18 protein-coding genes are annotated in these 21,050 nt (G+C 40.8%); 5 read left to right on the top strand and 13 right to left on the bottom strand.

The window, feature by feature from the left end:
- Window positions 1-552: 552 nt before the first annotated feature.
- From ACFX4L_RS10175 to ACFX4L_RS10165, 3 genes are all read left to right on the top strand, one after another.
- Window positions 553-846, top strand: a complete 294-nt coding sequence (locus ACFX4L_RS10175; protein WP_061462197.1) for a hypothetical protein — start codon at window positions 553-555, stop codon at window positions 844-846.
- 27 nt (window positions 847-873) lie between these two features.
- Window positions 874-1,659: a membrane protein insertase YidC gene (yidC, locus tag ACFX4L_RS10170; protein WP_289320777.1), complete on the top strand. Its 786-nt coding sequence runs from the start codon at window positions 874-876 to the stop codon at window positions 1,657-1,659.
- A gap of 424 nt (window positions 1,660-2,083) precedes the next feature.
- Window positions 2,084-6,409, top strand: coding sequence for a S8 family serine peptidase (locus ACFX4L_RS10165; protein WP_377404966.1), 4,326 nt, complete (start codon window positions 2,084-2,086; stop codon window positions 6,407-6,409).
- A 128-nt stretch (window positions 6,410-6,537) separates the two neighbouring features.
- Here the strand turns inward: ACFX4L_RS10165 and cphA are convergent, their stop codons facing one another.
- Window positions 6,538-9,159: a cyanophycin synthetase gene (cphA, locus tag ACFX4L_RS10160; RefSeq protein WP_377404963.1), complete on the bottom strand. Its 2,622-nt coding sequence runs from the start codon at window positions 9,157-9,159 to the stop codon at window positions 6,538-6,540.
- Entirely contained in the window at window positions 9,156-9,968 is an 813-nt protein-coding gene (locus tag ACFX4L_RS10155) for a cyanophycinase (RefSeq protein ID WP_089364148.1), read from the bottom strand. The genes cphA and ACFX4L_RS10155 overlap by 4 nt, the downstream gene beginning before the upstream one ends.
- A gap of 183 nt (window positions 9,969-10,151) precedes the next feature.
- On the opposite strand from ACFX4L_RS10155, the gene ACFX4L_RS10150 reads away from it, so the two are divergent.
- Window positions 10,152-10,574 carry a pyridoxamine 5'-phosphate oxidase family protein gene (locus tag ACFX4L_RS10150; RefSeq protein ID WP_061462194.1) on the top strand — a complete coding sequence of 141 codons (423 nt, stop codon included), beginning with the start codon at window positions 10,152-10,154 and terminating at the stop codon, window positions 10,572-10,574.
- Window positions 10,575-10,756: 182 nt separating this feature from the next.
- Here the strand turns inward: ACFX4L_RS10150 and ACFX4L_RS10145 are convergent, their stop codons facing one another.
- The 8 genes from ACFX4L_RS10145 to ACFX4L_RS10110 all read right to left on the bottom strand — a co-directional run bounded on the left by ACFX4L_RS10145 (window position 10,757) and on the right by ACFX4L_RS10110 (window position 17,965).
- Window positions 10,757-11,803, bottom strand: a complete 1,047-nt coding sequence (locus ACFX4L_RS10145; RefSeq protein WP_377404961.1) for a M42 family metallopeptidase — start codon at window positions 11,801-11,803, stop codon at window positions 10,757-10,759.
- Between the two features lie 92 nt (window positions 11,804-11,895).
- Window positions 11,896-12,033: a hypothetical protein gene (locus tag ACFX4L_RS10140; RefSeq protein WP_377404957.1), complete on the bottom strand. Its 138-nt coding sequence runs from the start codon at window positions 12,031-12,033 to the stop codon at window positions 11,896-11,898.
- Between the two features lie 30 nt (window positions 12,034-12,063).
- Entirely contained in the window at window positions 12,064-12,201 is a 138-nt protein-coding gene (locus tag ACFX4L_RS10135) for a hypothetical protein (protein ID WP_377383987.1), read from the bottom strand.
- Window positions 12,202-12,350: 149 nt separating this feature from the next.
- On the bottom strand, window positions 12,351-14,114 hold the full coding sequence (gene opp4A / locus ACFX4L_RS10130; RefSeq protein WP_377383984.1) for an oligopeptide ABC transporter substrate-binding protein: 1,764 nt from the start codon (window positions 14,112-14,114) through the stop codon (window positions 12,351-12,353).
- A gap of 18 nt (window positions 14,115-14,132) precedes the next feature.
- Window positions 14,133-15,032, bottom strand: coding sequence for an ABC transporter permease (locus ACFX4L_RS10125; RefSeq protein ID WP_377384010.1), 900 nt, complete (start codon window positions 15,030-15,032; stop codon window positions 14,133-14,135).
- Between the two features lie 22 nt (window positions 15,033-15,054).
- Window positions 15,055-16,020 (bottom strand): oligopeptide ABC transporter permease, encoded by a 966-nt coding sequence (gene opp4B / locus ACFX4L_RS10120; RefSeq protein WP_061462190.1) that lies wholly within the window; start codon window positions 16,018-16,020, stop codon window positions 15,055-15,057.
- A 15-nt stretch (window positions 16,021-16,035) separates the two neighbouring features.
- Window positions 16,036-16,962, bottom strand: a complete 927-nt coding sequence (locus ACFX4L_RS10115) for an ABC transporter ATP-binding protein (protein ID WP_061462189.1) — start codon at window positions 16,960-16,962, stop codon at window positions 16,036-16,038.
- Window positions 16,940-17,965: an ABC transporter ATP-binding protein gene (locus ACFX4L_RS10110; protein WP_377383981.1), complete on the bottom strand. Its 1,026-nt coding sequence runs from the start codon at window positions 17,963-17,965 to the stop codon at window positions 16,940-16,942. The genes ACFX4L_RS10115 and ACFX4L_RS10110 overlap by 23 nt, the downstream gene beginning before the upstream one ends.
- Window positions 17,966-18,458: 493 nt before the next feature.
- Between ACFX4L_RS10110 and ACFX4L_RS10105 the strand changes: the two genes are divergently transcribed.
- Complete coding sequence (locus ACFX4L_RS10105; protein ID WP_377383978.1) at window positions 18,459-19,094, top strand: Bax inhibitor-1/YccA family protein; 636 nt, start codon at window positions 18,459-18,461, stop codon at window positions 19,092-19,094.
- 192 nt (window positions 19,095-19,286) lie between these two features.
- Here ACFX4L_RS10105 and ACFX4L_RS10100 read toward each other — a convergent pair whose 3' ends face one another.
- The 3 genes from ACFX4L_RS10100 to ACFX4L_RS10090 all read right to left on the bottom strand — a co-directional run bounded on the left by ACFX4L_RS10100 (window position 19,287) and on the right by ACFX4L_RS10090 (window position 20,965).
- The gene (locus ACFX4L_RS10100; RefSeq protein ID WP_061462186.1) at window positions 19,287-19,829 is read right to left on the bottom strand and encodes an acyl-CoA thioesterase; all 543 of its coding nucleotides are present in this window, start codon (window positions 19,827-19,829) and stop codon (window positions 19,287-19,289) included.
- A 132-nt stretch (window positions 19,830-19,961) separates the two neighbouring features.
- On the bottom strand, window positions 19,962-20,501 hold the full coding sequence (locus ACFX4L_RS10095) for a M15 family metallopeptidase (RefSeq protein WP_375166248.1): 540 nt from the start codon (window positions 20,499-20,501) through the stop codon (window positions 19,962-19,964).
- 263 nt (window positions 20,502-20,764) lie between these two features.
- Entirely contained in the window at window positions 20,765-20,965 is a 201-nt protein-coding gene (locus tag ACFX4L_RS10090) for a hypothetical protein (protein WP_377404954.1), read from the bottom strand.
- Window positions 20,966-21,050 lie beyond the last annotated feature (85 nt).

Here is a 21,050-nt window from a genome sequence, read left to right as displayed (position 1 = left end):
GCACTTCCGCTCCAATCAACCTTAAATAGTTTCGTTTTAAAAACAACAATCTTTACGAAAAGAGCCAAAATAAAAAACCAATCCCTCATGCGGATTGGTTTTTTAAAACATTGAAATGATGGTATTTCATGCGCGTCCGTTCCATAATAGGCCCATCGCTGGTGGCTTCGTCTCCATCTTTTACCTGACACGGAGTTTTCGGTACCGTTATTTTGGTCGATTGTATCGGTCGGTTTTATACTTCTTCACCTCATATTTGAACTTCCTTTTATCCATATGTAGACGAATGTCCATTTGTGCAATCTTCGCTCGAATTACATTCACGATCTGTATTCTGCAAGACGCTTAATGTCAAATTAATATTCCAGAAAATATTCCCTGTGTATTTTTTGAAAATAACCCTATATTTTTTAGCTTTCATGCACTAAAATTTGATATAGTGTTCTTAATGATTTAAACTCATTAAATCAAGATAGTCATTCCTGGCCCCTAAATCAACGTGGAGGCCAGCGGAACTAAATTTTTTTATCTTAGAAAAAACGAGGGATTCCTATGTGGGAATTATTATTAGAATTCGATTATCAGACCGTTCGTCATGCGGTATGGGCAGGTTACTTATTGACCTTTGTCTTTCCACTGGCTGCGTTTTACTTCTTAAATAAAAAGCAATCGCTTTTGAATGATAAATATCAAGCTTCGATTCACTCAGATAAAGGTAAATCCCCTGTTCAAGCATGCAGCATTTTTGACTGGCGGGGTGCACAGCGCTTTTTCACATTTATCCGGCAAAAGCAAAAGGATTCACTCGATGATTCAGATGAACCAAGCCTCCTTATTGTTGTTTAACCACTTACAATTCGAGGAGGAATTATTTTGAAGAAGAAAAGCATGTTACTAATTACCGTCCTATTTTTAGCTACGACCCTTTTGACAGGATGCTCTGCAGCAACGAGCGGCCCATTTCATACAGCATTGGTTAACCCCATGACAAAAATGCTTGAATTCAATGCTGATATATTTAATGGTAACTATGGTTTAAGTATCATTATGATGACATTTCTCATCCGTCTAGTCTTGCTTCCACTGACTGCCAAGCAATATAAAACACAGCTCAGCATGAAAACGAAGATGAATGGGCTGAAACCAGAAATGGCAGCAATCCAGCAGAAAATTAAAGAGACTAAGGATCCAGTTAAACAAAAGGCCCTGCAACAGGAAATGATGCAGCTATACCAAAAGCACGGAGTCAATCCGCTAAATATGGGCTGTCTGCCGCTTTTAATCCAAATGCCGATTCTAATGGGCTTTTATTATGCGATTCAAGGTTCCCATGAAATTGCGACCCATAATTTCCTTTGGTTCAGCCTTGGCCAGCCGAATATTGCCATGGCGATTATCGCTGGTGTCATCTATTATTTCCAATCAGTCATTTCCATGAGACAAATGCCGGAAGAACAGCAGAAACAAATGAAGGTGATGAGCCTGCTCTCACCAGTGATGATTTTATTCATTTCTTTCTCCGCTCCTGCAGCATTGCCACTGTATTGGTCAATCGGAGGTTTATTCATGATTGTTCAGTCCATCGTGCTGCAACGAGTTTATAAAAAAGATCATGCCAATGTGCCTACGAAGAATGAAACGGTTATGAAAAAAAGCTAATCCAAATTGGATTAGCTTTTTTTTTCATTCAAGGACTTTTCATTCACTGACATGTCTCGAGTAAAGATTGCCGTCTATATAACAAATAGTAAACAAGACATTTTGAACCTTTATTACCATTTTTATTTTTGAAATAAAAAAGAGTCCTTTCGACACCCGTAGAATAGCATGTTTTTTTCATATTCCTTCCGTTCTCTTTTCAAATCAGAGGTATTTTCCCTTATTTTTCCATTCATACTCTTCCTACAATGTGTTCATTTTCACGAAATAGCATTTTTAATTCCAAAATATGACATTTTTTTCATATGTTTATTGGTTATCATTAACATGGTTCTACATAGTGGCCAATTATTTAGAAAGGAGGGGAAATTGGGTATAGGCTGGTCGCTTTTTGTTCTTTGAAAATGGAATAGGAGGAAAAAACTTGCAAAACAAAAGAAAATGGTTAGGTTTATTATTCACGATCATACTTATTGGATCGATCATTCTGCCGACAAGCTCCATCACAGCAGCATCTAATAAACTTCATACTTCCGCTAAAGATGAATTATCGGGAAAGAATCAAAAGAAAATCGCCGCAAAAGTACTTTCCCAATATGAAAAAAACGAAAAGGTGACATTTCTCGTTAAATTCAAAGAACAAGTAGACACCAAGGACGTATCCTCAAAAGCTGCAAAAACAGCAAAATCACAAAAATTATCTGCAAATAATTCAAAGTTACTTAAACGATCAAGTGTAGTCTCCGAGCTTCGTGCTACTGCTCTTGAAACACAAGTCAATATTAAGAACTACTTAAAAAAGCAAGAAAAAGCCGGTAATGCAAAGGATTTTCAATCTTTTTATATTGTTAATGCGATTGCCGTGACAGCCACAAAGGATGTTATGGAGCAAATCGCAGTTTTCCCCGAAGTAGAAAAAATTATGCCAAATGAAACAAGACAGCTTATTACGCCGGCAAGCAAGACTGTCGCTTCGAAAGACCTTAAAAGCTCAAGCGCAAGTAAAACGAAAGCAGAAACATCTTCCGTTGAATGGAATATCGAAAAAATCGGAGCACCTGCTGTCTGGAATATGGGCATTGATGGTGCGGGTACGGTTATCGCTTCTATCGATACAGGAGTTCAGTGGAACCATCCAGCACTGAAAACAAAGTATCGCGGGTATAATCCTGCCAATCCAGACGTGCCAAACAATGAATATAATTGGTTTGATGCAGTTGGCGGACAAGCCGCTCCCTATGATGACTTGGGTCATGGAACACATACAATCGGTACGATGGTAGGTTCTGAACCAAATGGTGCAAATCAAATCGGAGTTGCCCCAGGTGCCACATTCATTTCCGTTAAAGCGTTTTCTGAAGATGGCGGGTCAGACATAGATTTATTAGAGGCAGGAGAATGGGTTATCGCTCCGAAAGATGCTTCTGGAAATCCCCATCCTGAGAAAACACCTGATGTTGTCAATAACTCTTGGGGGGGCGGAGCAGGTCTCGATGAGTGGTACCGTCCAATGGTACAAGCCTGGAAAGCTGCAGAGATATTCCCGGAATTTTCTGCAGGAAACACTACATTATCAAATCCAGGCGGTGCTGGTTCAGTAGCGAATCCAGCGAACTATCCAGAGGCATTTGCCACTGGAGCAACCGACCTAAACAATAAAGTCGGCAGTTTTTCCTTACGCGGACCATCACCCTACGGAGAAATTAAACCGGATATTTCTGCACCAGGCGTCAACATTCGTTCTGCCGTTCCTGGCGGTTCATATGAAGGCGGATGGAACGGGACATCTATGGCAGGTCCTCACATTTCAGCGGTTGCTGCTCTATTAAGACAAACAAATGCCAGCTTAACAGTTGACCAACTTGAGGAAATCTTACTAACAACTGCTACTCCATTGACAGACAATAATTATCCAGTAACGCCCAACCATGCCTATGGCTATGGCCTTGTAAATGCATTTGATGCAGTTTCATCAGTTGTAAGCGGACTTGGGAAAATTGAAGGAAAAGTAACCAAGTCTGGAGATGACTCAGAAGCAGCTGTCATTTCGCATCAAGCACCAGAAAAGTCGTATAAAAAAATGAATCTATCGCTTCAGGCTGAAGTGTCTGATAATGTAAGTGTCACTTCCGTTACCCTTAGCTATCAAAAAGCCGATGGAACTTGGGCTGAAATCAAAGGTGAAAAATCTGACGGTGACCATAAATCGGGAACGTTTGAGGCTACTATTCCGGGTTCGGAGTTGACGGAAGATACCATCGTTTATAAATGGACCGCTATAGACTTCGGTGGTTCAGAGACAGCTACAGATGATTATACCATCGATCTTTTGCCTGGAATTGGATTAGGTTATACAGAGGATTTCGAAGAGAAACCAACAACTGGATGGAGCTCATTTGGCACGAATAATGACTGGGATTGGGGCGTTCCGTCCAGCGGACCAGGTTCTGCATCTTCCGGTCAAAAGGTTTATGCAACAAATCTTGCTGGAAACTATTCCAATGGTGCCAACATGAGTCTGCAGATGCCTCCAATCGATGTTCCAGAAGGGACAAGCTATTTACAATTTAAACATTGGTACGAACTTGAAAAGAATTATGATTTCGCCCATTTATTTATCTCTAAAGATGGAACGAACTGGGTTCAAGCAGCTCGTTTTAACGATAAGTCCAATAGTTGGATTGATGGTGAAGTAAACCTTAGCCAATATGCTGGAGAACGAATCTATATTGCCTTTAATGTAACATCTGATGGTTCAGTCCAAAAACCTGGCTGGTATATTGATGATGTTAAATTGGCTGATACTGCCCTTCAACCATCTGCAAAAGCTAAAACAGGATTAGGTATAAACAAGTCTGACTCTTCCGTTTCAGCCAAACCGAAAGTTGATCCTGATAAAATTAAGCCCATTGCGGAAAAAGTGAAAAGTGACCCTAAAAAAGCACAGCCTGCTCCATTACTTCTTCCATTGCAGGCCCAGGTCAGTGTTTTAGAAACAGGAAGATCTGTGTATACAAACCCACAAGATGGTTCCTACCAACTAACACATGCATCAGGTTCATACACTTTGCAAGCAGAAACTTATGGGTATCTATCGCAAACAGCAAGAGTCAACGTAGAACAGGATGACATATCAACTGCGAACTTTACACTTCAAGAAATTCCCAAAGGTACAATCAACGGTACAATTACCAACAAAATTTCTGGTGAACCAGTTTCTGGTGCTACAGTTTACCTTCTTGAAGATGCTGCCATTAAACCGGTTACCACAAATTCAAAGGGTGAATACTCCTTAACTGCTTATGAAGGTAAATACACCTTGAAAGTCATGGCTCCTTCTTATTACGGCAATGAAGCATCAGTAACGATTTCGGACGGTAATAACTCCACGAAAGATATTGAACTGAAACCGTTCATCGGGTACCCAGATGAGATTAAGTATGACGACGGAACAGCAGAAAATGCCCGTGCCTATAATGCGGCAGGAAACAGCTGGGCAGTAAAGATGTCGCTAGCTTCGGGAAATAAATCGGCAAATGTAACCGGCGCTCTCTTACGCTTCTGGGATACCACATGGCCTGTTCCGGGCGGGACTGAATTCCAAGTTTCTGTATATGATGCTTCAGGAACAGAAGGATCGCCAGGTAAAAAAATCGCAGGTCCTTTCAATAAGACTGCGTTGCGTGACGGTCAATGGACACATATTGATCTGAGCGAGCATGGAATCATGGTTGAGGGTGATTTCTTTATTGTTTATACCCAATCGAAGGCCAATCCGAATGCTCCAGGATTAGGTACAGATGAAGATGGACCTAATGCAGGACGAAGCTGGCAGGGTGTCGGTGGTTCATGGTCGCAATCACCAACTGAGGAAGGAAACTACATGATTCGTGCCACTGTCAATTACGAAGTGAAGGAACCTGTAATTACCTCTCCTAAAGACAATGCGTATTCGAATCAAAAAGAAGTAACAGTTGAAGGTATATCCGCACCTGCAACAAAGGTAGATATTTTTAACAAAGGTGAGAAAGTAGCAAGTACTGACTCAACTGGAACAGGAACCTTCACTGTTCCAGTCACATTAAGGAATGGTGAAAATACTTTGACAGCAAAAGCTCGAACTAGTCAAGGTTCTACTGAGGCCTCTCCATCTGTAAAAGTGATATTGGATACGGCTAAACCGGAACTTGCAATTACTGCACCTGCAGACGGTTCCAAAACCAACCGTGAATCGGTAATCGTTACAGGTACGATTTCGGATGAAAACCTTAATAATGTCAAAGTAAATGGTCAGAAAGCTACTGTGAGAGACAACACCTTTTCCTATCGACTAATGTTGAATGAAGGTATCAATTACATTAAGGTAGTCGCACTGGACAAGGCAGGCAATAAAAGCACAAAATCCGTCTCGATCGATGCAAAGTATATCGCCCCGGAAATAACTGATTTATTGCCGAAAGAGGATAAGATCTTGAAAAGCGGCGAATCGGTCAAAATCGAATTTGACAGTGAACCCGGACTAACAACCAGTTTCTCGATACTGATGCCTTTGACAAATGCAAGGAGCATCGCAAATGCAACTGAATTGCCGATGAAAGAAACATCTTCAGGACATTATGTTGGCTACTATACTGCAACAGCGAATGTAAAGGCACCTGGTGCCGTTGTGGAAGTAAAAGCTGCAGATGGTCATGGAAATATCACAACACAAAAAGCGACTGGCATCCTATGGATTAACGCTAATAAATAAGTGCAAAGGCCATGCTTCCCTTTCATGAAAATGGGAAGCATGGCTTTCAAATGTTATAATGGTACTGAAAATTAGCTTTTGATATCATTTTGATTCCAGATTATTTCGCCCTGGTAATGCACTTTCTTTTATTTTTTTGGCAATGGATTTGTCGCAACTTTTTCGAAAAACCGCTTTACATATTCAAAATCCGTGTAGAAGAACAATAATAGATCACCAGGTTGTGATGTTTCCCAAGCTTTTACGAATGCGTCCAATTCATTAAGAACGATAAATGCCTGATCTTTATGTAACCCTGCTTCTACCGCAGCTTCCTTAAGCAGCCTCGCTACTTCGAGAGGCTCCCTTCCCCGCAAATCATCGTCTTCTTTAATGATGAACAGATCAGAATTCATTGCCGCCACCTTGGATAGTCTGATGAGCTCTTCATCAATGCGGTCCCCCGGCCCTGCCAAAACAGTGATAAGACGATTTTTGTTATAGGCACTGACCGTTTCGAATATGGCCTTTAATCCTGCTTCATTATGGGCATAGTCAATGATGATCGTTCGATCATTCAACTTTTTTAAATTGAAACGCCCTTTGGACAAATTCGTATCAGGCATAAACGTGACAGCCTTCCTTCTTAGTTCTTCCATGGATATGCCTTGGGTTTGGGCTGCGGCTAACGCCTGAAGTAAATTGGCGATATTATGACGTGCATTGCCGGAAATCGTTATTGGAATCATCGTGCAATCCATAAACTGAGAAATGACACCATCTGATGAATGGCAGATCATACCTTGTTCATTGACAAACCAAACTTTACATCCTCTCTTAATGGCGGCCTTCACCTGAGGCTGGGTGGCATCTGTAGAAGTAAAAATCACTTCCCCATCTGTAAAAGCTTCCATGGCAGCTACATTCGGATCATCTGCATTCAGCACACAATAGCCTGTTTTTTGAACGATTTCGGCTACCAGCCTCTTTAATTTTATGAGATCATCCAATGTTTCAATTCCATCACGGCCGAGGTGATCCTCACTAACATTTGTAATGATGCCAACATCACACTGACGAAATGCCAGACCTTCACGCAGAATCCCGCCCCGTGCCGTTTCTAATACAGCTACATCAACTTCAGGATGTGCCAATACCATTTTTGCACTGACCGGGCCACTGCAGTCACCTTGATCCAATACCTTATCGCCGATATATACTCCATCGGAATTCGTCATTCCTACCTTCGTATTTTCATTTGAAAGAAAATAATGAACCAATCGGGTCGTTGTCGTTTTTCCATTTGTTCCGGTCACCGCGATGATCGGTATCGCCGCCTCTTCCCGTGTCGGAAATAAATAATCGATAATGGCTTTGCCTACATCCCTTTTTTTCCCTTCACTCGGATAGTGATGCATTCGAATTCCCGGTGCAGCGTTCACCTCGATTATCGCAGTCCGTGAATGTTCGATTGATTTTGAGATATCCTCACAGATCAAGTCTATTCCGGCTATATCCAAACCGATTGCTTTTGCGGCAGCACGTGCCATATTCTTAATGGTTGGATGGACCTGGTCCGTTACATCTATTGCCTTTCCACCAGTCGAAAGATTTGCATTGCCGACAACTTGAACCACTTCTCCTTGATTCGGAATTGTATCCAGTGTCCGGTTCGATTTTTCCAAATAACACGTCACGGTATGTGTAAGGGGGATTTTTGACATCGGTTTTTCATGACCTTCTCCACGCAATGCATTACGATTTTCCTTTTCTATCAACTTGCGTATCGTTTCCTTACCGTTTCCAATAACATAGGGAGGAAGCCTTAAACTAGCAGCTATAAGTTCTCCATTTACTATCAATATCCTGTAATCATGTCCTTCAATATGTCGTTCGACAATGTACTTCTCCACATGTGGCTCCAAACAATTGACTACATTGAATAGTTCATCCTTATTTTTAATATGGGTGATGACACCCTCTCCCTGTCTACCGTTATACGGTTTTATAACCAGTGGAAAACCCAGCTTGTCCGCTGTGGTAAAGATTTCTTCAATGGAATGGGCAATATCCCCTTCAGGTACAGAAAGGCCACACCCTTTTAATATAGATTTGGTCAATGATTTATCACATGAATTCTCCACGGCAATATTCGAAGTCTGGCTAGAAATTGTCGCCTGGACATACTTTTGCCTTGAACCGGTTCCTATACGTAGTAAACTTTCATCACCCATTCGCTCGACAGGGATATCTTTTGCCTGCGCAGCCTTAAAAATGGCTTCTGTACTAGGCCCCAGTTTATTTTTATAATATAGCTGCTCTATTTGTTTTACATAAAATTGTACATTTATAAGGTTTTCACCATTCAGGATGGCTTCCACAATATCTTTTGCTGCTAAAAAAGCTTGAAGACCTGACTGAGGCTCCTTATAGTCGAAGGTTACATAATAATGACCCTTCTTTTCCATCATTACCGTTTTTCCCCGAATGGCATCAATTCCAGCTAAGTTTTGAAGCTCAATCGTCATATGCTCTAAAATATGTCCCATCCATGTACCTTTTCTAAGCCTTTCAGCAAAACCGCCTCGATACCCTTTTGAACATGTATGGCTTCCCAGGTTCGGGAGCGTCCTCAATAATTTTTCATTGAATCCAGGAATCGAATCAGATGGTTTCTCTTCCAATTCCCCTATATCCAATTCAATGCAAATCGTCGGTGTATAAGCAAAATAATTAGGTCCTTTTAAATAACGGACTCGATTGATAATCATGGTTGGATCCCCTTTTTCATCAACAATTTCCTGGTAAGCAGGTCAAAGCGGTATCCCCTGGTAAGTGCATGAAGATTAAATCCCGAGAGAGTCAACTCTTCACTGCCATTATCGGAAGATGTGATATTGATATAATCACTGTTGCTGCCATCAAGAACTAATACTTGATGTTGGCCAAATACTTCAAAATATCCTTCTTTAACTAAAATTGCTGTATTTTCATCAATGCCAATACCCATAATTTCTTTATTCCCTGCTATCGCACTTAACAGACGGTCAAAGCGGCCACGCTGGGAAAAATGTTGGTCAATTATCAGGTCGTCAAGGAAGCCGAAACCTATCCCAATCTCTACCTTTAACTTATTATCATTCAGCATTGTGTCAGCAGCAACGATCATATGCTTACCTAAAATGGAGGCGCCAGCACTTGTCCCTGCTATCACCATTCCTTTATGCCAGGCATTAGAAAGGGCATGATGGAATTTGGATTTTCCAATCCGCTCAGATAACCGGCTTTGGTTTCCTCCAGTAATGAAGATGGCAGAAAAGGATATCAGCTGTTTACAAATCTCCGGATCGTCTGCATCCTGCCTTGAATCCAGCTTGATCACTTCCACCCTGTCCACGCCTAAATCCCTGAAAATCTTGATATACTCGGTACTCACTTCCTCAGGAATTTCACTCGCTGTAGGCAATATTCCTATTCCGCCATCTGAACGGTTTGCAAGCTCGACAAATTTATTTAATACTTCACCTTCAAGGCACTTATCCTCTGCCCCGCCAATGATAAGTAATTCACCACAATTCATTCCTCATACTCACCTTTACAAATGGATTAAGATCATTAAGTTGCTCTATACAGAACACATAATGACTAGTATGGCAACTTGTCTAGGTCTTCATTCATAAAAATGGCAAACAGCAGAATTTTGTTTAACTTAATGAAAAGAGAGGAAAAGTAATAGAGTAAAAAATAAAAGGAGTGTGCAAAGATGAGCCAAAACCAATTAAAAGAAAAAGTATTGAACATCATCCGTGATCATAAAATAGGAGTTTTATCATCTGTAGAAAATAACAAACCACATTCACGCTATATGACATTTTTTAATGAAGAATTAACTTTATACACGCCAACGAATGCAAATACGGAAAAAATTGATGAAATTGAAAAGAATCCAAATGTTCATATCCTGATTGGTTATGAAAATGAAGGATTAGGCGATTCTTACTTAGAAATCTCAGGTACCTCGAAAATTAACGATTCACAGGAATTAAAAGATAAATTATGGAATGAGTCATTTGAAAATTGGTTTGACAGTCCAAACGATCCAAATTATTTAATCCTTCAAATTAAGCCTGAAAGCATCCGGTTGATGAACAACAATGGTCAACCTCCACAAGAGTTAACATTATAAAAAATTATTATTTGGCATTCACGAGTAAATGCGCGAAACTCACGAGTAAAATGGCGAAATTCATGAGTAAATGTGCGAAATTCACGAGTATATGACCGAAACTCACATAAAATAAAACTATCGCTATAAAAGCCAGTTTAAAACCCGCACTCATATGACTTGAGTGCGGGCTTTTTTCACGATTACACCAACTCTGATTGTATATAATGCAAAATCAGATTGGCCGTATGTTTTAATGAAGAGATATGTGTTCTCTCAAAGGCGTGAGATGCATCAATCCCCGGTCCGATTAGACCATGCACGACATCATACCCTGCCCGGATTGCAGCGGAAGCGTCCGATCCATAATACGGATAAATATCGACACGGTAGTCGACAGCATTCGCTTGGGCAAGTGTGACAAGATGCTGACGCAATTTATAATGATAAGGGCCTGAGGAGTCTTTAGCACAAATGGAAACGCTGTATTCATCCGTCGATTGTCCATCACCGATCGCACCCATATCGACGGCTAAATATTCGACTGTTTTCTCTGGGATATTGGAATTACCGCCATAGCCGATTTCTTCATTGTTGGAAATCAGGAAATGGGTCGTATATGCCAATTTTATCTTTCCTGCGGAAATAAGGTCAATGATATGAAGGAGGATGCCAACGCTAGCTTTATCATCCAAATGCCTTGATTTCAAAAAGCCTGCATCTGTCATTTCCACTCTCGGTTCAAAGGAGACAAAATCTCCAACTGCAATGCCAATGGCCTCCGTTTCCGCCTTGGTTTTCACGACTGCATCGATACGGACTTCAATTGTCTCATCATCACGCTTGGCATCCCCGGCATTTTTATATACATGGACAGAGGTCTGATTGATTAAAATGGTCCCGGTGATAATCGCCCCATCAGCCGTATGGATTTTACAATACTCCCCTTCCACTGAATTCCATCGGAAACCACCGATCATCGTCAATTTAAGGCGGCCATTTGACTTAATTTCCTTTACCATGGCCCCTAGTGTATCGACATGGGCAGTCAGCAAACGATGTTTGCCATCATCTTCTCCTTTTAATGAAGCAAGTAATGCTCCTTTATTCGTGATCTTGTAAGGGACCTGCCTATTTTCCATGAATTCACCCGCATATTTAATGACTTGCTCCGTATAGCCGGAGGGACTGGGTATTGATACTAACTCTTTTATGTAAGATACGATTTTCTTTTCTTCGATAATACTCATACATATCTCTCCTTTCCTCTTTTTTTTATTATATCTATTCATGCCAACTTTTAACATATAAAGGACCGCCAAATGGCGGTCCTTATATCGATTTAACTCATATGGGCCAAAATAGGCAAGATGGCCATGACTAATGTAGTAATGCCATATATCGCCAAATTATCCATATTCATTTTTCTTTTCCATTTATCGCGCCATACTTTATATCTGCTCATATCTTCGTTTCTCATAAAAATCCTCCTCCATGATGAAAGTTCAACTTATTTCAACTTTCTTTGCTTGTCGGAAATTCCTTCATATATTCCAAGAAGGTAATTCTCATTCCGTCTAGGAAAGGCAACAATGTCTGCAATGATTTCCTGAGGTTTCAGTAACCGGCCAACCGATTCAGTAAACAATATTTCTAACTCTCTCTTTGTTCATTAGGATATCTCACTAACATAAATACCACACTTCCAATTACTTACTATATAACCTTAATCCACACCCTTGAAACGCAAAAAAATCGACCGCCCATAAAGGCAGCCGATTGGATTCATACAATTTTTTATTTAGTGACACCGACATTGAACCATTTATATTGTCGCTCCGCTAGGTAATCATATCCCGTAACGCGTTCATTCACTCCCGCCAATTGATAACGGAATAATGTCGGAATGACTGGAACCTCTTCATGGATCAATTCTTGCCACTCATTATATGTGTCGATCCGATATTGATCATCGAAAGCTTCCTCTGAAATCCCTTTAGCAAGAAGCTCATCATTTTTATCATTCACCCAGCGGGTATAGTTAAATTCTGCAGATCTAGACCATAAGCCTGATGGATCCGGATCGGAAGCTACTCCCCATGCAGCTTGGTAAATATCAACTTTGTCATTATCCTTTTTCAAAAGGTCATAGAATGAATTGAACTCATGAAGCCTGCCATCCTGCAATTCAACGTCCAATCCCACTTGTTCCCATTGTTGGATATAATACCTTGCTAAAGGCTCAGAAACATCGGATCCACTCATGGAAGCAAAGTTGATCTTGAACTCTTTTCCATCCGCATCTTCACGAATGCCATCCTTATTCGTATCTACAAATCCTGCTTCATCCAAAAGTTTTTTCGCTTTTTCAGGATCATATTCATATGCTTTTACATCTTTATTGTTATATTTAAAGTTCGGTGTAATGACCGAGTTGGCAGGGAAGCGAAGGCCCTTGAACATCTTTTCGCCAACTTCTTCATTATTGATGGCATAGGCCATTGCCTGACGAAGGCGCTTGTCTTTGAATTTTGGATTCTCATCCATAACATTTTCTTCTTTTTCCTTATCATAATAACCGAAATTGAAACCAATATAGGAATAAGCCAATTCAACTTTGCCCAATAATTCGACATTATCCAATTCCTTGGCCTGTTCATAATGCTCAGCCAGGACCTCAGCTACATCAAGGTCACCATTTTCAAGGGATTTAACGACAACAGACGGATTCACGACTTTCAATGTCACGCTGTCCAATTTTGGAGCACCGCGCCAGTAATCCTTATTCGCTTCGAATTCAACCGCTTCCCCTTGAACGATCTTCTTCACTTTAAATGGTCCAAAACCAATCGGGTTTTTACGGATTTTATCAGAAGATTCCAACTTCGCAATTGGTACATCTTTTAAGTATTCTTTATGAAGCGGATATGTCCATAAACCAGTCGTGACGGATGGATTCCCTTTCTTGAAAGTGAAAGTGATTTTCTTTCCGTCCACTTTAATCCCTGAAATGCTATCGGCTTTCCCTTCATGATACTCTTCCATACCCTCGATTAAAGCCATTTGTTCATCATAGCGTACACCTTTGTAATCTTTGCTTCCCATGACGAGATACGCATATTCTAAATCGGCACCAGTCACAGGCTTCCCATCTTGCCAATTTACATTATCCTTAATCGTAAGTGTAACCGTTTTATGATCGTCTGAAATCTCATAGGAAGCGGCACCTTCATTCGTGAAAACATAGTTTTCGTCTGTATCCAACAAATCTTCATCAAAGAATGTGATAACTTGGTTATCGGGTTCGCCTTGATAGAAAACTTTGTTTAATATCCCTTCAAACGGGGTATTGGATACCAATCCATATGTCAAATGACCGCCTTCAATAGGCTCTCCTTGGTTAGTCGTCTTTGTCGGGAATTTGGAGGTATCAACCTGTTCGACATCTTTCCCTTTTTTCTCTTTCGTTGACGATTTCTCCGTATCATCCGAACATGCAGCAAGCAGTAGAGACGAAATGGCCAATGCACTTAATACCTTACTGTAGCTTTTGATTTTCATATCCTACACTCCCCTTTTTTATCCTCTTCTTTGTCTTGCATCGGCGGCGCGTTTTAACGCTTGACCAACGAAATTTATACTCAGCATCAACACTAAAATCATGAGTGATGCGGGTACCCATATCCACCACTTGTTTTCCAGAACATCTGGATTTTGAGCATAACTGATAAGCGTCCCGAGACTCGGTGTGCTCTCCGGAAGACCGAATCCTAAGAAAGTCAAACTGGATTCTAGGCCAATATTGCCTGCAAGATTCAAAATGAAATTTACGATAATCAGTGAACTGACATTAGGCAGAAGCTGAAACATGATGATTTTCCAATGTGGCGTCCCGAGTGTTTGTGAGGCGTGGATATAGTCCAGCTCACGCTCTGACAAAGCTTTTGAACGAATTAGCCGTGCCTTTCCTGTCCATAAAAACATCGTCATGATCAATATGAAAACATACACATTGAATACTGGTACAATCGTGACTACAACGATGATGAACATCAATTGAGGTAGGGCAATCACGAAATCGATAACACGCATGATCACATTATCGGTTGCCCCGCCAAAGTAACCAGCAAGAAGCCCTAATGATAAACCGATGATTGCCGTGAATAAGGTAATGAACAAACTGATGGTAAATGAGTTTCTCGTACCGATGATCAGTTGTCCGAATACATCCCGGCCACCATAATCGGTACCGAGCCAATAGTCTGAAGATGGCTCCAGATAAATGGAGAGGAAATCGACCTTGGCAATTTCTTTGGCATCCATGAAGAAAGCCGCACCATAAACAAACAGCAAAATAGCTGCTAATATAACCAATGAGCCCATGGCAAGTTTATCCTTTTTAATTTCCTGCCAGATGATTTTGATTCCTGAAGGGCTTACATCTTTCACTTGTATGTTCTTTCCGGTTTCTACTTTCATTTCCATACGACTCACCCCGCCCCTATTCTATCCGTATGCGCGGATCGACCGCACTAAGTATGATGTCCGAAAGAAGGGTGCCAAGCAGAGTGGCAAATCCCGTCATCATGACGATGGCCGTCACTACACTGAAATCCCGCAGACTGACTGAGCTAAGGAAAAGCTGCCCAAGTCCCGGATAACTGAAAATGGTCTCGATTATGACCGCGCCGCCGATCAATCCAGTAATTTCATAACCTAAGAATGCTGCTATCGGTAAAAAAGAATTTCTAAGGATATGACGTGAATATACTTTTGATTCAGGCACTCCCTTTGAACGCGCAGTCCTGACGAAATCCTTGATTTTATTATCGATGATTTCATTTCGCAAATATTGGATCGTACTTGTAGTTGCAATTAATGCTGTACTTAAAGCGGGTAATATCAAATGATTGATCTTACTTACAACATAGGCGAATGTGCCTTCATCCACTTTTGAATCGACACTGCCGCCGGATGGGAACCAATCCAAGGCGAATCCGAAAATGAATAACATGATTAACGCAAAGATGAATATCGGTGTGCCAAACCCTGCATAACTATAACCCGTAACGGTTTTATCCACCCACGTATCGTTATACCTTCCGCTAAGTATGCCTAATGGAATCGCAAGCATATATGTAAAGATCAGAGTGACCAACGCCAGGAACACCGTGTTCCAAAGCCTGTCTTCGATAACATCCATAACGGGCGTTTTATGTGTATAGGAAATACCGAAATCCCCCTGTACAGCATTGGATGCCCACCTTAAATATTGTTGATACCAAGGATCATTCAGACCCAATTCTTCCCTGATCCTATCGAGCTCGGCTGGATTGGCCCTGGGGTTGATTTCCTGGCCTGATAAGGCATCTCCCGGCATGGCTTTGGCCATCATGAAAACGATGATGCTCAATAAAAAGAGCTGCGGGATCATACCTAATAAACGTCTGAGGATAAACTTCCACATATTCTTTCCACCTCCTTATTGTAATGCGACTCTATGTGTTGCCGAGATTGGCTTCAAATCGTAAGCACGTCCATTCTCATCGAAATATTTCGAGTAGGTTGACTCATATTCTGAAGTGAGTTTTTTTCTAAGCCGCACTTTATCCTCACGAACTTCTGGCTCTAAATCCGGAATGGCGGCAATCAGGCGTTTCGTATAAATATGTTGGGGATTTTCATAGATTTCCTCACTTTTACCTTCCTCTACCAATCTACCTCGGTACATAACACCCATCCGGTCACACATATGCCGGATTACGCCTAAATCATGCCCGACAAATAAATAAGTCAAATTGAACTCCTGTTGGAGATCCTGAAGGAAATTCAAAACTTGTGCCTGAACGGAAACATCCAGGGCTGATACCGGTTCATCAGCAATGATCAGCTTAGGCTTCAATGTCAATGATCTGGCTATTCCAATCCGCTGGCGCTGGCCCCCTGAAAATTCATGAGGATACTTGTGAATCGATTCAGGACTAAGCCCGACTTTGTCCAAGAAGTCCTGGACGATTTTCTTTTCCTCCGCTGGTGATAACCGTTCGAAGTTCCTCAGCGGTTCGGCAATGATGTCCAGCACCCTCTTCTTGGGATTCAATGATGAATACGGGTCTTGGAAAATCATTTGGATATCTTTTCTAAATGGTTTAATCTCTTTTCTACTTAATGATGCTAAATCCCTGCCTTCAAACAGGATTTGTCCGGATGTCACATCATTCAGCTTAACCACTGCCTTGCCTGTCGTGGACTTGCCGCTACCGGATTCTCCTACCAAACCATATGTCTCCCCTTGCTGCAGTTCAAAGGAAACACCGTCCACAGCCTTTACGTGATCGACCACCCTTCGGAAAAAACCGCCCCTTATTGGAAAATGCACTTTTAAATTATCTACTTTGAGTAATGTCATGTGTCGATGCATCTCCTTCAGCTTGAAAATAAAATTCCTTATAGCAGGTACATCGTACAAAATGATCGTTGCCCACATCGTGAAGTTGGGGCGCCTCTTCATGCGCATGTTTTGGTATCCAAGGAATCCTATCCTGGAAACGGCAACCTATCCTATCCATTTTCGCTATCGATGGGACGATTCCCTCAATAACGTGCAAACGGTTTTTCTCATTTGTAGCCGAAGGAATCGAATTTAATAACGACCTCGTATATGGATGCAGCGGATTATTGAATATCTCTTTAACAAATCCCGTTTCCACTACCTGTCCGGCATACATGACAACGATCCTGTCAGCGACCTCTGCAACGACGCTCAGATCATGTGTAATTAAGATGATCCCCATTTTTGTCCTGCTTTGGATATCTTTCAGCAAATCAAGTATTTGCGCTTGAATCGTAACATCCAGTGCCGTCGTGGGTTCATCGGCAATGACCAGTGCAGGGTTGCAAGCAATGGCAATCGAAATCATCGCCCTCTGCCGCATTCCACCCGAGAGCTCATGCGGATATTGCTTGTACGTCCGTTCAGGATAAGGAATTCCGACTTGTGTCAAAAGCTCTATTGTCCTGTTCTTTTTTTCATCCCTGGAAAGTTCAGTATGGTAATCCAGATTCTCCTCGATCTGTTTTCCAATTGTCATGAGCGGGTTCAAAGCCGTTAAAGGTTCCTGGAATATCATGCCCATTTCCTTACCACGGACTTTATTCATTTGCATATCATTCAACTTTAGTAGATTTTGGCCATTATAATTTATGGTTCCTTCGGATTTCGTTCTCTGCTTATTATGTAATTGCATGATAGATAAGGCCAATGCACTCTTTCCACAACCTGATTCACCAACAACTGCAACAATTTCATTTTCATTCACCGTAAATGAAACATCATCCACCGCTGCATGATATTTGTTACGGATTCGAAATGAGGTAGTTAGGTTCTCTATTTGCAAAATAGCTTTCTTCATCCTTGATCCCCCTAAACTATTTTATCGAGAAAATAACTAATCTTCTGATAATTATTTAAAATTTTAATCAATTTTTTACATTTATACAATAGTTTTCATCCAAAATAATCACATTTTTTTCATATTTTATAACTACAGGAATATTTTTCTGCAATAAAAAATCATTTTCTTTATGACTGTTATACAGTAAAGTTATGAAGCCCGGTTATTTGTGCAGAACGATTATTTAAAAATTTATTATTCTTAAATAACTATCGATAAGTTTATATCTATTTATTGAACATATCGATTTACATACCTTAATATGATTTAGAATAAAAATATTTTAATATTTCAGAAAAGTTAGTTTAATTGTAAGGATATCATAAAATAGGTAATTATTTCATATATATTTCGATACTTTCGAAAAAACAACTAAATTTATTAAATGTAATGAAACCTTTTTAAAACAGATCCGTAGAAATCGGTAGCAAATAAATGATGAGGTGATTGAATGTATTCACAAACTGTACAGACATATATGCCTTCCGTCATGAGGACGTTCGCGTTATCTCTAGCAGTTTCCGTTTTAGGGATGGCTCTCGGCACTTTTATTCCGCCATCTTTGTTTCTTCCCTTAGCGATCCTCGAGATCGCCATGTTGATTGGAGCATTCATCATGCGGAGGAAAAAATCCATCGGGTACACATTCTTGTATAGTTTTACGTTAATTTCAGGAATAACCACCTATCCGATCATTGCACACTACTTAGCAGCTGCAGGGGCAAATGTGGTGATCTTAGCCGGTGTTACGACGACAGTTGTATTTGGAGGACTGGCGGTTTATGCGACAACCACCAAAAGGGATCTTTCTTTCTTGGGAGGCATGTTATTTGCAGCCTTGCTGGCTTTAGTGGTCATTAGCCTTTTCAACATTTTCTTTCCATTAAGCTCTACAGCCATGCTGGTCGTTTCATTTATTGGTATTTTAGTTTTCAGTGGTTATATTTTATATGATTTCAATCGAATGAAGCATTACGGGGTAACAGCCGAAGAAGTACCGCTCATGGCCCTGAATCTATATCTTGATTTCATTAACCTTTTCATTAACATCTTACGTTTCTTTGGTATTTTAGCAAGTGATGACTAAAAGGATGGTATCCAATCCTACATGGTAACAGAAAAAGACGCTTGGCTGTCCAAGCGTCTTTTCACGTATGTGCCCATTTGGGTAAAAAAGCATCTATCAGGTATTTTATATAAATCACTGTATAAAACCAATTCATGAGAGTTCCCCAAAAATTTTGAACCCCTGGCAATGAACTGCTGAAGGTACCGTATCTTATTTATATAATCCTGGATTTGATTGATCGGTCCATGGCAGTTTCACACCGAAGGTACTTGCAATGAACTGTGTATCTTCTCTTCTTTTTTTCCTTATTTGGGCCCGTTGTTTTGCCGATTCATTTAAATTCATTTCCATCTCTGTTTCGGGAACCAAACGCGGAACCGGAATTGGTTTACCTACTTCATTAATGGCAACAAAGGTCAAAAAGGAAATGACGCATAAATTCCGATCTCCTGTAACTAAATCCTCCGCAATCACCTTCACGATGATTTCCATTGATGTTCTGCCCGTATACGTCACGAAGCTTTCAAGGCAAACTGCATTTCCTTCGTGAATAGGGTGCAGGAAATCGACAGAATCAGTTGATGCCGTCACGACGTTGCTTCTCGCATGCCGCATGGCGGATATAGCCGCTACATCATCAATGTATGCCATTAATTTGCCTCCGAACATCGTACCAATATTATTTGTATCCGGCGGGAGGACAAGGCTTGTTTTTATGACCAAAGAATCCCGGCAATGTTTTATTTCTTCCATGGTGACTGCACTCCTTTTTGTCTGATTTCTCACTAGTCCACTTTATCGAATTCTTACCTGTAAAGCAATATACATGCTTATTTTCCTGCTATTAGTTAAAATTATTCGGCCTTAAAATAAAGCGCCACACTTTCACTGCCCTTTTGGTTGCTTGCCTTGTTGCAGCTCACGCAGGCTCAAGCCAAATGTCATTTGTAAATGAGGATAATCCTTAAACCCTGCCCAATCCCCGCCCCAATCAAAACCTAACCCTTTAGCGATGGTTACGACTTCCATCCAATCCGACTTCCCATTATGATTGCCATCATAACCCATATCCCAAATGGCCTCGCCTTGTTTGTTAAGGAGGGCAAAATCTATCGCCAAACCGAAATTATGAAGCGACTCCCCTCCTTTTGCATTCGTTACGACTTTGCCCTTGGTTAATCGGCCTTTTTCATAGAGTTCATTTTGCTCGGCTACTGACCGGAACCCCGCTGTAATGATTATCGGGATGCCTTTGTCATTAGCCTGTTGAATGAGCTCATCTTTTTTTTCGGCAACGATCGGATTAAGCTCGTCAGTCAGTTTGATTTCATCTAGATCAGGCGGAAGCATATACTTGAACAAGAGCCCCAACAATAATCCGAAAAAGCCCAATACCAAACATGTCCTTACCCAAGTAGCTTTCACTGAAAAATCCTTCCTTTACGAATAACAGTCAGAAAGTGAAAAACTCAACCAAAGACGGATGAGTTTTTCTTCTATTATAACTTTGATTTCAATTCTTCTATTTGCATTAAATGCCGTTTTTCATGAAGTCCCACGAAAGTAATCCATTGCTTCAAGCTTAATTCTTTAAACAAAGGGTGAGGAAAAGACTTTTGTTCGAGATCATTTCGTTTTGCATGATCAACACTTGTATAAAGGCTTTGCGGGATTCGGACAACTTATCCTTAACCTTGCTCAAAGTTTGGAATGATTCTGACGGAAATGACAAATGGCGGGGCCTGATCCTTCAATCCTCGATTTAAAGTAAGCTCGATTGGTTTATCCACAGCTGGAATGCTTTCATCGCTTTTCAATTTATCGGCAATATTCTTGTTATGGCCCTCTCCATTAAATATAAATGATCCAATATCTGAATGATGCTCCAACGCCCTTTTTCAGGATGGGCGTCCAGTTGTTCATCCGATAGTCCTTTGACCGCAATTAAAAGTTCTTCCCTGATATTTTCATTTT

This window comes from Peribacillus sp. YIM B13482, from assembly GCF_042787975.1.
Taxonomy (GTDB): Bacteria; Bacillota; Bacilli; order Bacillales; family DSM-1321; genus Peribacillus; species Peribacillus simplex_A.
The sequence above is the reverse complement of the archived record's forward strand: the minus strand, read 5'-3'. Positions and strand labels throughout refer to the sequence as shown.